This window comes from Polaromonas sp. (assembly GCF_049790275.1).
Classification (GTDB): Bacteria; Pseudomonadota; Gammaproteobacteria; order Burkholderiales; family Burkholderiaceae_C; genus Polaromonas.
The window spans coordinates 1-14,843 of sequence record NZ_JBAQYR010000024.1 but is presented as its reverse complement, the minus strand read 5'-3'; the positions used below and the strand labels follow the sequence as shown (position 1 = coordinate 14,843).

At 64.6% G+C, this 14,843-nt stretch carries 14 protein-coding genes; 7 read left to right on the top strand and 7 right to left on the bottom strand.

Annotation, left to right across the window (positions count from 1 at the left end):
- From WA904_RS03245 to WA904_RS03230, 4 genes are all read right to left on the bottom strand, one after another.
- Positions 1-413 (bottom strand): dienelactone hydrolase family protein (locus WA904_RS03245; RefSeq protein ID WP_425195691.1); only part of this gene is annotated, 413 nt, incomplete at its 3' end.
- Between the two features lie 159 nt (positions 414-572).
- Positions 573-1,208 (bottom strand): LysE family translocator, encoded by a 636-nt coding sequence (locus tag WA904_RS03240; protein WP_425195690.1) that lies wholly within the window; start codon positions 1,206-1,208, stop codon positions 573-575.
- Positions 1,205-1,453, bottom strand: a complete 249-nt coding sequence (locus WA904_RS03235; RefSeq protein ID WP_425195689.1) for a DUF1272 domain-containing protein — start codon at positions 1,451-1,453, stop codon at positions 1,205-1,207. The genes WA904_RS03240 and WA904_RS03235 overlap by 4 nt, the downstream gene beginning before the upstream one ends.
- 91 nt (positions 1,454-1,544) lie before the next feature.
- On the bottom strand, positions 1,545-1,982 hold the full coding sequence (locus WA904_RS03230) for an OsmC family protein (RefSeq protein ID WP_425195688.1): 438 nt from the start codon (positions 1,980-1,982) through the stop codon (positions 1,545-1,547).
- 235 nt (positions 1,983-2,217) lie between these two features.
- On the opposite strand from WA904_RS03230, the gene WA904_RS03225 reads away from it, so the two are divergent.
- From WA904_RS03225 to WA904_RS03205, 5 genes are read left to right on the top strand one after another with little or no spacing between them, the layout of a single operon-like run.
- On the top strand, positions 2,218-2,877 hold the full coding sequence (locus tag WA904_RS03225) for a DsbA family oxidoreductase (protein ID WP_425195687.1): 660 nt from the start codon (positions 2,218-2,220) through the stop codon (positions 2,875-2,877).
- Positions 2,878-2,899: 22 nt separating this feature from the next.
- Positions 2,900-3,400 (top strand): GFA family protein, encoded by a 501-nt coding sequence (locus tag WA904_RS03220; RefSeq protein ID WP_425195686.1) that lies wholly within the window; start codon positions 2,900-2,902, stop codon positions 3,398-3,400.
- Between the two features lie 29 nt (positions 3,401-3,429).
- Positions 3,430-4,068, top strand: a complete 639-nt coding sequence (locus tag WA904_RS03215) for a glutathione S-transferase (protein WP_425195685.1) — start codon at positions 3,430-3,432, stop codon at positions 4,066-4,068.
- Between the two features lie 49 nt (positions 4,069-4,117).
- Positions 4,118-4,744, top strand: a complete 627-nt coding sequence (locus tag WA904_RS03210; protein WP_425195684.1) for a LysE family translocator — start codon at positions 4,118-4,120, stop codon at positions 4,742-4,744.
- Between the two features lie 20 nt (positions 4,745-4,764).
- Positions 4,765-5,151: a PaaI family thioesterase gene (locus tag WA904_RS03205; RefSeq protein WP_425195683.1), complete on the top strand. Its 387-nt coding sequence runs from the start codon at positions 4,765-4,767 to the stop codon at positions 5,149-5,151.
- An 18-nt stretch (positions 5,152-5,169) separates the two neighbouring features.
- On the opposite strand, the gene argA is transcribed toward WA904_RS03205, so the two are convergent.
- On the bottom strand, positions 5,170-6,519 hold the full coding sequence (gene argA, locus WA904_RS03200) for an amino-acid N-acetyltransferase (RefSeq protein WP_425195682.1): 1,350 nt from the start codon (positions 6,517-6,519) through the stop codon (positions 5,170-5,172).
- A gap of 188 nt (positions 6,520-6,707) precedes the next feature.
- Between argA and WA904_RS03195 the strand changes: the two genes are divergently transcribed.
- Positions 6,708-8,015 carry a GGDEF domain-containing protein gene (locus WA904_RS03195; RefSeq protein WP_425195681.1) on the top strand — a complete coding sequence of 436 codons (1,308 nt, stop codon included), beginning with the start codon at positions 6,708-6,710 and terminating at the stop codon, positions 8,013-8,015.
- Positions 8,016-8,089: 74 nt separating this feature from the next.
- Complete coding sequence (gene hrpA / locus WA904_RS03190; protein WP_425195680.1) at positions 8,090-12,010, top strand: ATP-dependent RNA helicase HrpA; 3,921 nt, start codon at positions 8,090-8,092, stop codon at positions 12,008-12,010.
- A gap of 86 nt (positions 12,011-12,096) precedes the next feature.
- Here hrpA and WA904_RS03185 read toward each other — a convergent pair whose 3' ends face one another.
- Both WA904_RS03185 and WA904_RS03180 read right to left on the bottom strand, forming a co-directional pair.
- A complete protein-coding gene (locus WA904_RS03185; protein WP_096699913.1) occupies positions 12,097-12,255 on the bottom strand; it encodes a DUF3309 family protein in 159 nt (52 codons plus the stop codon).
- A 98-nt stretch (positions 12,256-12,353) separates the two neighbouring features.
- Complete coding sequence (locus tag WA904_RS03180; protein ID WP_425195679.1) at positions 12,354-14,561, bottom strand: SulP family inorganic anion transporter; 2,208 nt, start codon at positions 14,559-14,561, stop codon at positions 12,354-12,356.
- Positions 14,562-14,843 lie beyond the last annotated feature (282 nt).

Here is a 14,843-nt window from a genome sequence, read left to right as displayed (position 1 = left end):
CGTTTGCCGAGCCGGGCCGCGGCAATCAGCGCCGCCGCGCTGCCCGTGCTGGCGCCGAAGTAGCCGATGGGGGCGTGCTGCAGGCCGGGCTGCGCGAACACCCATTCGGTGGCCTGCTGCATGCGGCCGGTCAGCAGGGCAATGTCGAAGCGGTGTTCGCCCGTGTGGATGTCCACCTGCTCTTCCTGCACGGTGAGCAGGTCGAACAGCAGCGTGGCGATGCCCGCATGCTGGAGCCTCTGCGCGACCTGCCGGTTGCGCGCGCTGTGCCGGCCGCTGCCGCTGCCGTGGGCAAACAGCACCACGCCCTGGGCGTCGGCCGGCAGGACCAGGTCGCCGTACAGCCAGGCCTCGCCGCAGGGAATGCGGACTTCGCGGCTCTCGGGAGCATGGCTGGGGGCGGGCGGGTTCATGGACGGCTCCATTCAAATGCCCACGGTAAGTCTGATCGGCATTTCACGCCATCAGACGAGTCCTACTTATGGGTCAGAATGTCCCTGCCGGATGCATTCATTGATTCAACGCAAAAACAGCTTCCAGTCCAATGGGGGCGGGCGCAGACAGCTATCGAATCAGGAGCTGTTGGCGCGGCGGTAGAAGGCCAGCGAGCCGGCCAGTGCAAGCAGGGCGGCGCCGCACAGGCGGTCCATCCAGCGTATGGCCGAGGCCTTGAGCAGGCGGATGGCCCGTGCGCCCATGAAGGCATAGGCCAGCATCACGCTGAAGTCCAGCCCGGCAAACACCAGCGAAATCGCGATGTACTGCGGCGTCTGCGCGGCCGCCGGGTCGATGAACTGCGGCAGCAGGGCCGAGCAGAACAGGTAACCCTTGGGGTTGGTCACGGCCACCAGGAAAGACTTCATGAAAATCGCCCGGCTGCCGTGCTGCGCCTGGACCGATCCTTCCGCCGGCATCTCGAACCCGCCTCGCGAGCGCAACATGCGAATGCCCAGCCAGCCGAGGTAAATGGCGCCCACCCATTTCAGCACCGAGAACCAGAACTCGGACGCGGCCAGCAGCGCGCCCAGGCCGAGCGCGACCGCACCGACGAGCACGAAGTCAGACAGCACAGCGCCCAGCATGCCGGGCACCGAACGGCGCACACCGTAGTGCGACCCATTGGCCAGCGCCAGCAGGACGGTGGGGCCCGGGGTGGCAATGGCCACCAGCGCTACCAGGGAAAAAAGCGGCAGGGTGGTGGTGTTCATGCTGCGGCTCCGCAGCCGGCGGGCTTGAAGATGCGTTCGGTCGAAGCCGGATAGCGGGCCAGCTTCTCCGCCGGCCGGCGTGGTCGCATCACCAGCTCACCGCCGCAGTTTGGGCAGATGCCGTGCAGCCGCGTGCTGGCGCAGTCGCTGCAGAAGGTGCATTCAAAGGTGCAGATGCGGGCGTCGGGCGACTCGTTGGGCAAGTCCTTGTTGCAGCATTCGCAGTTGGGGCGCAGTTGGAGCATGGTGTGTCCTGGTAGGTCCGGCTGGTTGCAGGACGCATTCTCGAACATTTCCGGCCGACGGGGCAAGCCGGCTGGGCGCCGAAGGAGGCCCTTATTTCAGCAGCGTGGCCGTCAATTCAATTGCCGGGACGCTGGCCAGCGCCTTGGACAGCGGGCAGTCGCGCTTGGAGGCCCTGGCGATCTGCTGGAACCTGGCTTCGTCGATGCCGGGGACTTTGGCTTTCAGCGTCAGCATGATGCGGTCGATCAGGAAGCCTTCGCCCTGCGGCACCAGGCGCACGCTGGCCTGCGTGTCCATTTCTTCGGTGGCAAAACCGGCTTTATCGCATGCAAACGAAAAAGCCATGGTGAAACAGGCCGCATGGGCCGCGCCCAGTAGCTCTTCGGGGTTGGTGCCCTTGCGGTCGTCTTCAAAGCGGCTGCCGAAGCCGTAGGGGTAGGCTTTGAGCGCGTCAGTTTCGGTGCTGATCTGGCCCCGGCCCTTTTTGCCCTGGCTTTCCCAATGGATGCTGGCGGATTTTTCAGTCATGGTGGTCTTTCTTGAATGTGGAGGAGTCATGTCACTGTCGTCGTGTATCCGCCTGCGCTGCGTGAGACAGCTTCGCAAAAAAGGCGCGGGCACCTCCTACACAACTGCTTTCCGACCGGGGGCGTGCTGTTTCCCCGGCCTCCGGCGGGGTTCTTCAATTGTCTTTAGTATGGCGTTTTGGCGGTTCATCGACGCGCTCGCTGTGCCGCCTGACCCCATCAAAAAGGACTAGCTCATGACCTCCCCGGCTCCCGCCAAAATGAAAATCGACTTTGTCTCCGACGTCTCCTGCCCTTGGTGCGTGATTGGCCTGAAGTCGCTGGAAGAAGCGATGGGCCGCGTCGCGGGCCAGGTGCAGGCAGAGCTGCACTTCCAGCCCTTCGAGCTGAACCCGCAGATGCCGGCCGAAGGCCAGGAGATTGTTGAACACCTGTCAGAAAAATACGGCTCCACGCCCGAGCAGCTGGAGCGCAACCGCGAGATGATCCGCGCACGCGGACAGGAGCTGGGTTTTACTTTCACTGTGGGCGCGCGCAATCGCGTCTACAACACCTTCGACGCACACCGCCTCCTGCACTGGGCTGAGGAAGAGGGGCGCCAGCTGGCGCTCAAGCAGGCCCTGTTCAAGGCTTATTTCACCGACGGCGAGAACCCGGGTTCGCACGCGGTGCTGGCCCGCGTGGCCGGCGAGGTGGGTCTGGACGCGGCGCGTGCGGCAGAGATACTGGCCTCCGGCGAATACGCCGACGCGGTGCGTGAGCGCGAACAGTTCTACCTGCAGCAGGGTATTCACTCGGTGCCGGCCATCATCATCAATGACCGGCATTTGATCTCGGGCGGCCAGCCGCCCGAGGTGTTCGAACAGGCCTTGCGCCAGATTGCCGCGGCCGCCTGAGGTGGACGGACGCAGGACTGCCATGCCGGCCCCGGATGTTTACCCGCTGCAAGGTGGTTGCGATTGCCGCACTGTTCGCTACCGGCTGGAGTCTCCGCCGCTTTTTGTGCACTGTTGCCACTGCCGCTGGTGCCAGCGCGAAAGCGGCGCCTCGTTTGCGCTGAACGCGATGATCGAGGCCGACCGCGTCACCCTGCTGGCCGGAACCCCCGAGGTAGTGGACACACCTTCGGCCAGCGGCAAGGGTCAGAAGATCGCGCGCTGCCCACAATGCCGGGTTGCCCTGTGGAGCAACTATTCAGGCGCCGGGCCTTCCGTGCGTTTTGTGCGTGTCGGCACGCTGGACGAGCCCGATCACCTGCCGCCCGACATCCACATCTTCACCGCGTCCAAACAGCCCTGGGTGGTGTTGCCGGAGGGCACACCGGCCGTGCCGGCGTATTACGACCGCAAGATCCATTGGCCAGCCACAAGTCTTGCGCGGCGTGAAGCGCTGCTGGCGAAAATGGCCGCGCAACAATAATTTGTTCAACAGAAATCACAAGGGAATTGATGCAACTGATCGGCATGCTCGACTCGCCTTACGTGCGCCGCGTGGCGGTGTCGCTGCAGCTGCTGGGGCTGCCTTTTGAACACCGGTCGTTATCGGTGTTCCGGACCTTCGAGCAGTTCCGCGAAATCAATCCGGTCGTCAAGGCACCCTCCCTGGTGTGCGATGACGGCACGGTGCTGATGGATTCCACCCTGATCATCGACTACGCCGAGAGCCTTGGGGCTCCCGGTAAATCCCTGGTGAGGGGGAAGCTGGCGGAGCGCCAGCACATCCTGCGACTGGCCGGCCTGGCCCTGGCCGCGTGTGAAAAAAGTCTCCAGATCATTTATGAGCGGGAACTGCGGCCCACTGACAAGCAGCACGCGCCCTGGGTGTCGCGGGTCACGGGGCAATTGCTGGCCGCCTATGACGCGCTGGAGTCCGAGTGCCGGCTCAAACCCCTGGCGCATGAAAGCCACACCATCCATCAGGGCGGCGTGTCTGTGGCGGTGGCGTGGCATTTCACACAGATGATGCTGCCGGAGGTTGTCCCGGCGACGGCGTTTCCTGCACTGCAGGCATTTTCTGCAAAGGCAGAGAAATTGAAGGAATTTGCTGCGGCTCCGCACGGAGCGGATACCTACAAAAATGCCGGCTAGCCGTAACGTGCAATTGCCAATCTGCTCAACTCTTTAAGGAAAACATTCCATGTCCCTGGAACTCTGGCTGGCCTTTGTGGCCGCATCGGTGGTCCTGCTTATCATTCCGGGCCCGACCATCCTCACCGTGATCAGCTATTCCATGGCGCATGGCCGGCGCGCCAATGTGCCGCTGGTTGCGGCGGTCGCGCTGGGTGACTCGACGGCCCTGCTGCTGTCGCTGCTGGGTCTGGGCGCGCTACTGGCCACGTCGGCGTTCTGGTTTACGGTGGTCAAGTGGGTCGGCGGCCTCTACCTGCTTTACCTGGGCATCAAGCTGCTGCGCGCGGGCATTTCTCCGGCAGAGCTGGCCGCGCCGGCGGCGCCGGGCTCACGCTGGAAGCTGTTTGCCCACACCTGGCTGGTCACGGCGCTCAATCCCAAGGGCATTGTTTTCTTCGTGGCCTTTTTGCCGCAGTTCATCACCCCGGGTGCGGGGCTGACGCAGCAGCTTTGGGTTCTCGCCATCACCTTTGTGTTGCTGGCCACGCTCAACGCCACGTTGTATGCCGTGTTTGCCGGCTCGGCGCGCCGGCTGCTGGCTTCTCCGCGTGCGCAGCGGCGTTTCAACATCGCCGAGGGCGCGCTGCTCACGGCTGCCGGCGTCTGGGCCTGGCTGGCCCGGCGCTCGGCCTGAAATTGTCGCCGATGGGGACCGTGAAACTTCCTTTTGTCGAACACGTGGGCATGCGCATTGAGGCGCAGGGCGAAGGCCGCAGCCGTTGCACGCTGGAGGTGCAGGATTTTCACCACAATTCCAGTGGCAGGGTTCATGGCGGGGTCGCCTTCACGCTGGCGGACACCGGCATGGGTGCCGCGCTTTACTCCACGCTGGCGCCGGGCGAATCCTGCGCGACGATAGAGATCAAGATCAACTATTTCCGGCCCATTCTTGCCGGCCAGCTCGTGTGCCTGAGCGAGATTGTTCACAGGGGTGCCAGCGTTGCCAATCTGGAGTCCACCATCCATGTGGACGACGTCCTTGTGGGCAAGGCCAACGGCAGTTTCGCGATCTTCAAGGCGAGGAACAAAGAGGCCGGCTGATGCGCGCGGCCTGCAGGCTCACACCAGCTTTTTGACCAGCACCTGGCTTTTGCGGTTCAGGTTGTACTTGCGCTTGCGCGCTTCGGGCAGCCATTCCGGGTCCACCTGGACAAAACCGCGCTTGATGAACCAGTGCATGGTGCGTGTGGTCAGCACAAAAATGCTGTCCAGGCCCATCAGCCTGGCACGCTGTTCAATGCGTTTGAGAATGCGTTCGCCGTCGCCCTGGCTCTGGCTTTGCGGCGACACGGTGAGTGCCGCCATCTCGGCGGTTTTGGCTTCAGGGTAGGGGTACAGCGCGGCACAGCCGAAGATGACGCCGTCGTGTTCGATCACGGTGTAAAGGTCGGCGTCGCGCTCGATCTCGGTGCGGTCGCGTTTGACCAGCGTGCCGTCTTTTTCAAAAGGCTCGATCAGCTGCAGGATGCCGCCCACGTCGTCGGCGGTGGCTTCGCGCAGGCTTTCGAGTTTTTCGTCAATGACCATGGTGCCAATGCCGTCGTGCACATAAATTTCCAGCAGCAGGGAACCGTCCACCGCAAACGGCAGGATGTGGCTGCGCTCCACGCCGGCCTTGCAGGCCTTGACGCAGTGCTGCAGGTAAAAGGCGGTGTCGGTCGGTTGCGTCGGATTGGGCAGTTGTGCCAGCAGTTTTTCGGCCGTGGCCAGCGGAAGCTCGGTGTCGATCGGGTTGTCTTCACTCTCGGGTTCGCCGGGGTTGATGCGGATGCCGGGAATTTCGGTGATGAAAATAAGCTTGTCGGCCTGCAGTTCAATGGCCACGCTGGTGGCAACTTCTTCCATGGTCAGGTTGAAGGCTTCGCCGGTTGGCGAAAAACCGAAAGGCGAGAGCAGCACCATGGCACCGAAGTCCAGCGTGCGCAGGATGCCTTTGGTGTCCACCTTGCGCACCAGGCCTGAATGCCTGAAATCCACGCCGTCGACAATGCCGACCGGCCGTGCGGTAATGAAGTTGCCCGAGATGACACGCACCGTGGAGCCGGCCATGGGTGTGTTGGGCAGGCCCTGGCTGAAGGCGGCTTCGATCTCGTAGCGCAGCTGGCCGGCCGCTTCCTGTGCGCAGTCGAGCGCCACCGAATCGGTGATGCGCATGCCGTGCGAATATTTGGCCTCGTGACCCTTGGCGGCCAGTTGCTCGTTGACCTGCGGGCGAAAACCGTGCACCAGAACAATCTTCACGCCCATGCTCTGGATCAGCGCCAGGTCTTGCGCCAGATGCTGCAGCTTGCCGGCGGCGATGGCCTCGCCGGCGATGCCGACCACAAAGGTCTTGCCGCGGTGCAGGTGGATATAAGGTGCCACCGAGCGGAACCAGGGGACGAAGGTGAAATTGAAGACGGCGGACATGGGCGCGCTTTCGAGGGATCGGGCAGGGTCAACAAGGGGCCGGCGGGGCGGACAAGCCGGGCAGAAGCCACCGCTTTCCGGACGATGGCAGTGAGTGTAAGGGACGGCGCACCGCGCCGCAGGACGCGGGCAAGATAGCCTGCGGGCGGCGGTTGGTGGTGGCGGTTCCGCCGGATAATGAGCCATCCATGGACAAACTGGCGTTCGGCTTCTGGGGATTTTATTTCGGCATGACGGCCCTGATGCTGGCCGGCGCCGCGCTGGCCTTTGTGCGTTCGCTGCACCGCATCTCCCTGAATGCCGGCCTGTCTGCCACCGCCTCGAGTTTTTTCGTGTTCGCCTTCCTGGGCGGGCTGCCGATAGAGGAGGAAGGCACCCAGGCGCGGGTGCTGGCCCATATCGCCATGGCGGTGTCGGGCTTCCTGGCCTACCTGCTGTTTTCGATCCTGGGCCTGCTGGACAGGCGCAAGGTGCGGCATCGCACCCGGCTGGCGCTGGCGGTGTTGGCCCTGGGTGGCATGGCGGTGAGCTGGCTGCTGGCGCCGCAACAGGCGCTGATGCTTGGCCTGGTCAGTGCATGGTCGCTGGGCGCCTTGGCCTTCGGCATCGCGGTGCGCAGCGCTTACCGCGGGGACCGGCTGGCCTGGACGGCAGTGCTCGGCGTGTTGTTCATGCTGATTGGCATGGCCGGGCTGGGCTGGATCGCACTGGCGCGCGGGCAGGCGCCGTGGCAGGTGCATGCCGTCAGCGCACTTGCCGGAACGGCTTACCTGATCACCATGGCGGCGGCGCTCTGGACGCGCTATTCCTATTTGATCGAATTGCACCAGGTGATGACGCTGGGGCCCAGTTACGACCCGGTGACACGCATGCGTTCGCACACCGAAACCGGGCAGATGCTGGGAGATATTTTCCGCGGCCGCCGGGACGAACCCGTGGCTCCCGGCATGTCGCGGGGGCAGGACCATCCCGGCCCCGAAGGGGCCGACGGCGGACGCGAGGCCCTGCACAGGCCGGGCCGGTTTGTCGGCGTCATGGTCGTGAGCATAGGCAACCTGTACGCGCTGGAACGCCTGCATGGCGCCGCCGCGGTCAACCATGCGCTGTTTGTCTGCGCCGGGCGTCTGCAGCGCAGCGTGCCGGCTTTTGTCGAGACCGGGCGTTTTTCCGCCGACGGTTTTGTCCTGCTTATCCGCAACTGCAGCGACAGCGGCCAACTGGTGCGGCTGGCGCACCGGCTGGGCGCGCGGCTGTCCAAGTCAGTTACGCTCAACACCAGCCTTGACGCGGCACGGCGCGAAAGCGAACAGACCCGCTGGCAGGCCGAAATAGGCATAGGCGTGTTGCTGGTGTCCGACCCAGCGGCCAAGGCCTCGGGTGTGCTGGCCACCTGCAAGGCCATGTCGCGCGCTGCCATGTCCTATGCCAGCCGGGTGGCCTGGTTCGACCACGCCAGCGGCGAAGCGGTGGAGTTGCCGGTGCCGGAAACCAGCTGAGCGGGGCGGGCTGGCCCTGTTGCCCGCGAACGGGCACGCAGCGCCGATAATGGAGGGTTTTGAAACCTCATCCCTTGTCTTCTTCCCCCTTGTCCGCGCCCCTGCACATCGAGTTCCCCGAATCGCTGCCCGTTTCCGGCAAGCGCGACGAGATCACGGCCGCCATTGAAGCACATCAGGTTGTCATCGTCTGCGGTGAAACCGGCTCGGGCAAAACCACGCAGCTGCCCAAGATTGCGCTGGCCATGGGCCGCGGCAAGCTCAACTACCCGCAGGGCCAGGGCAGACTCATTGGCCACACCCAGCCACGCCGGATTGCTGCCTCCAGCGTGGCCAAGCGCATCGCCGATGAACTGAAAACACCGCTGGGCGATGTGGTCGGCTACAAGGTGCGTTTCCAGGACCGCCTGAGCCGCGACGCCTCGGTCAAACTGATGACCGACGGCATCCTGCTGGCCGAGACGCAGACCGACCCGCTGCTCAAGGCCTACGACACCATCATCATCGACGAGGCGCACGAGCGCAGCCTGAACATCGACTTCCTGCTCGGCTACCTGCGCCAGCTGCTGCCGCGCCGGCCCGACCTGAAGGTGGTGATCACGTCGGCGACGATTGATGCACAGCGGTTTGCGGATTACTTTGCTTCCTCCAAAGGACCCGCACCCGTCATCATGGTCTCAGGCCGGATGTTTCCGGTCGAGCAGCGTTACCGGCCGTATGAAGAGTCGCGCGACTACGACCTCAACGACGCGATTGCCGACGGTGTGGACGAACTCTGGCGCAACCCGCACAGTGCCGGCGACATCCTGATCTTTCTGCCGGGTGAACGCGAGATCCGCGAGGCGGCTGACCACTTGCGCAAGCACCTGGCGCACCAGCCGCTGTTCCGCAATGCCGAAGTCCTGCCGCTGTTCGCGCGTTTGAGCCAGGCCGAGCAGGACCGCATTTTTGACGGCCACACCGGCCGGCGCATCGTGCTGGCCACCAACGTGGCCGAGACCTCGCTGACCGTGCCGGGCATACGCTACGTGATTGATGCCGGCACGGCGCGCGTCAAGCGTTACAGCTTTCGCAACAAGGTCGAGCAACTGATGGTCGAGCCGATATCGCAGGCCGCCGCCAACCAGCGCGCGGGGCGCTGCGGGCGTGTGGCCGACGGCATCTGTATACGTCTGTATGACGAGCAGGATTTTCTGGGCCGGCCGCGTTTTACCGACCCCGAGATCTTGCGCAGTTCGCTGGCCGCGGTGATTCTGCGCATGAAGTCGCTCCACCTGGGCACGATCGAAAGTTTTGCCTTCATCGAGCCGCCGCAGGGCCGCGCGATTGCCGACGGTTACCAGTTGCTGGCCGAACTTGGCGCGGTCGACGAGGACAACGAACTCACGCCGGTCGGCCGAAACCTGGCCCGGCTACCGCTGGACCCGCGCGTGGGCCGCATGATCCTGGAGGCCAGGGACCGCCAGGCGCTCGACGAGGTGCTGGTGATCGCCAGTGCGCTCAGCGTGCAGGACGTGCGCGACCGGCCCATGGACAAGCAGGCGCAGGCCGACCAGCAGCACGCCAAGTTCGACGACGAGAAAAGCGAGTTCAGCGGCTACCTCAAGCTCTGGAAGTGGCTGGGTGACGTGCGCGGTGGCCATGATGCGGTGCACAAGCTCACCAACCGCCAGTACGAAAACCTGCTGCGCGAGAACTACATCAACATCCGGCGCGTGCGCGAGTGGCGCGACATTCACTCGCAGCTGCACAGCGTGGTCGGAGAACAGGGCTGGCACCTGAACGACAGGCCAGCCAGCTACGAGCAGCTGCATTTGTCGATGCTCTGCGGCCTGCTGGGCAACCTCGGCATCAAGAGCGACGAAGACGACTGGTACCTCGGCGCGCGCGGCATCAAGTTCTACCGGCACCCAGGCGCCAAGCTCAGCAAGAAGCCGGGCCGCTGGATTGTGGCGGCCGAGCTGGTGGAAACCACGCGCCTGTTCGGCCGCGGCATCGCCAACATCGAGCCGCAGTGGGTCGAGCAAGTGGCCGGCCATTTGCTCAAGAAACAGCTGCTGGACCCGCACTGGGAAAAGAAGGCCGCGCAGGTGACCGCGCTGGAGCGTGCCACGCTGTACGGGCTGGTGATCTACAACGGCCGACGCCTCAACTTCGGCCGGGTTGACCCGGTCACTGCACGCGAGATTTTCATCCGCGAAGCGCTGGTGGCCGGCAACTGGGATACCAAGTTGCCGTTTCTCGCGGCCAACCTCAAGCTGATAGCACAGGTGCAGGACCTGGAGCACAAGGCGCGGCGCCAGGACGTGCTGGTCGATGAGGAACTGATTTACGCGTTTTACGACCAGCAGCTCCCGGCGGACATCTGCACCGGCGCAGGCTGTGAGCACTGGTACAGGGACGAGGTCAAAAAGCAGCCGAAGCTGCTGCTCCTGAGCCGCGAAGAGTTGATGCGCCACGAGGCGGCCGGCATCACCACACAGGCCTTCCCGAAAACCCTGCGCCTCGGCGGCGTCGACTGCCTGGCGACTTATTTGCATGAGCCGGGTGATGCCAAGGACGGCGTGACGGTGGATGTACCGTTGTTTGCGCTGAATCAGGTGAACGAAGAGCGCTGCGAGTGGCTGGTGCCCGGCATGCTGAAGGACAAGATCCAGGCGCTGATCAAGACCCTGCACCAGCGGCCGCGCTCGCGCCTGGTGCCGCTGCCGGACACAGCAGCGCGCATGGCGGCCGAGCTGTTGCAGCCGGAGAAGTTTGGCGCCGGTTCGCTGACGGACGCCGTGCTCAAGCTGGTGCGCGATGCCACTTCGCTGGACATCAAGCGCGGCGACATGAAGCTGGACATGCTGGCGCCGCATCTGTTCATGAACTTCCGCGTGGTCGATGAACATGGCCGCCAGCTCGGCACGGGCCGCAACCTTGGCGCTCTCAAGGGCGAGCTGGGTTCGCAGGCGCGTGGCGCTTTCCAGGCCCTGGCCGGGCTGAAAACACGCGCGGCGCCCGCCAGTGCCGATTCTGCCCAGAGTTCAGAGTCAAATCGGCCTCCAGCCCAGCAGGGACGGGCGCAAGCAGCTCCTGAAAGCATAGCGAGCCAGAAGCCGCAACCAGTCCGGACGCCGGAGCGCTACACCAGCTGGAGCTTTGACGAGCTGCCCGAACTGATGGAAATCAGCAAGGGCAAACAGACGCTGATCGGTTTTCCGGCGCTGATCGACCTGGGCGACGCGGTGACCATCGAGGTGTTCGACGAGCCCGACGTGGCCGCCGCCAGACACCGCGCCGGACTGCGGCGTCTCTTTGCGCTGCAGATCAGGGACGCGCTCAAGTACCTGGAGAAAAACCTGCCTGACCTGCAGAAGATGGCCACCGCCTACATGCTGGTCGGACGCGCTGCCGACAACTCGGGCGGCGGCACGCTGGAAGAGCTGCGCGAGCAGATCATCGAAGTGGCGCTGGACCGGGCCTTCCTGCTGGAGCCGCTGCCGACCAACGAAGCCGACTTCCTGAAACGCATCGCCGACGGGCGCGGGCGCCTGACCTTGATCGCGAGTGAGGTTGCGCGGCTGGCGGCTGCCATCCTGGTCGAATTTGCAGCAGCCCAGCGCAAGATCAAGGACACGAAAAATGCCGCAGAAGCAGCAGCAGATGCGGCACAGCAGTTGCAGCGCCTAGTGCCCAAACGTTTCCTGACGGCCACGCCGTACACGCAGCTGCAGCACTTTCCGCGTTACCTCAAGGCCATCACCCTGCGGCTGGAGAAATGGCGTGCCGACCCGGCGCGTGACGCGTCCCGCCTGGCCGAGTTGCGGCCGCAGGAACAGCGCTACTGGCGCCTGGTGGCGGAACGCAAGGGTGCGATGGACGCCAGGCTGCAGGAACTGCGCTGGCTGCTCGAAGAGTTGCGGGTGAGCTTTTTTGCGCAGGAATTGCGCACGCCGCAACCGGTCAGCATCAAGCGGCTGGACAAGCTGTGGGCTCAACTGAACAGTTGACCCGGCACGTTTCACGCAAAGAAAAAGGACTCGAGCCGCATGGGCCGAGTCCTTTTTTCATAGGGTTTGCGTGATGCCCCGGGTCTTTATATGCGGCCCATCAGCAACAGCACAATCAGGATGATGACGATCAGTCCCAAGCCGCCGCTGGGACCGTAACCCCAGCTCCGGCTGTGTCCCCAAGTGGGCAGCGCACCGACAAGAATGAGGATCAGGACGATGAGCAGGATCATTGATATGGACATGGAAGGCTCCTTGTTATGTATGCACCGATTCTTGCCCGCCGCGGGGCTGGCACAGGCAGGAAGGCGCGCTGACCTGCCGTCAGGGAGTTCCTACAGTTTCAGGTGCCGCGCTGCAGTGCCGCCAGGGTGGTGTTGGCAAGCCGCAGGCGTTCGGCCATGATGCGCATCACAAAGGCATGCACCTGCATGGCGGTGTCGGGCGCACTGCGCTGCAACTGGTCGAGAGCCTGGCGCGTCAGAGCCCACACCACGGCGTCGCGTTCGGCCAGCACCGTGGCCGAGCGCTCCGCGCTGGAATAAAGCCCCATTTCACCGGCGGTGGTGCCACCCATCAGGCTGGCCAGCCGCTGGCCGCTGTCCTGGCCGCGCAGGGTGACCGTCAGGCGTCCGCTTTCAATCAGATACAGCGTGGCATCGGACACTTCCCCCTGGTGCATCAGCACCTGCCCCGTGGCGAGTGCGCGGCGCTCCAACAGGGGCTGCAGCGCTGACCAGTGAGCCTGCCCGAGTTCACGCAGCATCCACGCTGCCAGCGTTTCCTTTTCGGCAGCTTGGCCGTAAGCGGCAAGCAGGGTTTCTTCGGCTGCCTCCAGGGCCTGGTCCAGCGTGCCGTGCATGCCCAGCGTGGCTGCGGCACCTCCTTGCGCCAGGGATGCCTCCACGGCGGGTTTGAGCCCGCTGAGCGCCAGCTGCACGCCGGCTGCCTGCGCCAGTTGCGAGATTTTGGTGAAGGTCATGCCTGCCGACGAGTCAGCGCTGGCCACATGGCTGAAGTCGAGCACCAGAATGCGCGTTGCCCCGGGCCCGGCCGTCCGCGCCGCGAGGAAGCCGCGCACCCGCTCGAGCACGGCATGGGCACTGCCGAAAAAAATCATGCCGCGTAGCATCAGCACCCGCAACTGGCCACCGTGCCGGTTCAGCAGCTGGCGCTGCGCTGCGGGGCGCACCACATTGCTGTGCAGGGTGGTGCCGTCCAGGTCGTGCTGGACGACACCGACGCGGCTGTAATTGAGCGCAAAGTTCAGGCAGGCGGCCACCATGCCCACCAGCACGGCCGTGGTGAAGCCCACGCTGGCGGTGATGGCAAGGATTACCAGCACCAGCGCCCAGTCTGCGCGGTTCAGCCTGATTCGCGGATCAAACACCCATTCGCCAAGGATGGACAGCCCGATGTACAGCAGGAAAGCGGCCGGCACAATTTTCGGGATCCAGCCCAGCACGAAGCCGGCGCCCAGCGCAGCCAGGCCGCAGACTGCGGCGGCCAGCATGCCGGCCGCGCGTGTCCTGGCGCCGCTTTCCAGCATCACCGCGCTGCGGCTGACCGACACCAGGCTGATGCAGCCGCCGCTGCAGGCGGCCAGCAGGTTGAGCCAGCCGTGCGTGCGCAGCTCATGGTCCAGCGAGATATCGCGTTTCGACATGATCTCCAGCCCGCTTGCGCCCAGCAGCACGGTGATGGCGGCAACAAACACCACGGCCAGCATGTCGGGCAATTGCCCCGCAAGCCAGAGTCCGTCAAAGCCGGCTGTGCGGGTGTCCAGCAGCGTCCAGGGGGCCATCCATTGCGCGGCGCCTTCCATGCCGCCCAGCAGCCAGCCCTGCTGGCGGGCCGATTCCAGCGAGACACCGGCAAGCAGCAGCGCGATGAAGAAAGCGGCGCAGGCGCCGAGCAGGACCAGCGGCAGCAGCGCCGGAGAGCGCTCCTTGCGGAAGATGAAAAGAAAGGCTGCGGCCAGGGCGACGGTGGCCAGCAGCCGCGTATCCGCCAGGTAGTGCGGCCATTGCGTGAGCGCCTCCCTGCCCCAGGGAAGGTCGACCGCCACCTTGAGCGCGCCGGCCGCGATCAGCCAGCCCGTGGAGGCGAGGAAACCCCCAATCACCGGAAAGGGTACATAACGCACCCATGCCCCCAGCCGGCCAAAGCCCAGCAGCAGGAACAGCAATGCGCACAGCAGCGTGGTGACGAACAGGAGCAGCAGCACATGTTCGAGCGGACCCTTGAGTGCACCCGCACCCGTGACCGTCACGGTGGCCGCCATGGCCGCGAGGATGGACAGGGTGCTGCCATCGGGCCCGGCGATGGCGAAAGGAAGTTCACTGCGCCAGGCCAGCCAGAACGCGCCCAGCATGGCACTGACCAGGCACAGCCCGATGCCGAGAGGCAGCCACTGTTTCAGCGGGCCGGAAAACAGCAGCGCAGCATACGAGATGGCATAAACCACGGCAACCACACCGGTGATCAACCCGCCCGACAGCTCGCGCAGCCAGTCGGTGCGCGCAGGAAGCACTGCGCTGTGCTGGTTCATGCCGGTTCGGGGAAGCGCTTCATGCGGTGGCCGGTGGGAGTGGGGGGTGGGCTGATTATGCAGAACGGGTGGGGATTTCCGTTCGGGGGGAACCCTGTTGAAGCCGTTTTGCTTCTGCTGTTGTGGTCTGCCAGCAAGCCGGGGGTAGCCCGGCGGCTACTCACTTTCCCGGCGGCTACTCACTTTCTTTTGCTTCGCCTAAATAAAGTAAGCAAAGAAAAGGCGACCCCGCTGCCTGCGTCCCCTGCGCTGCGCTTCGGGGCAACCTGCGGTGCTCGGTCC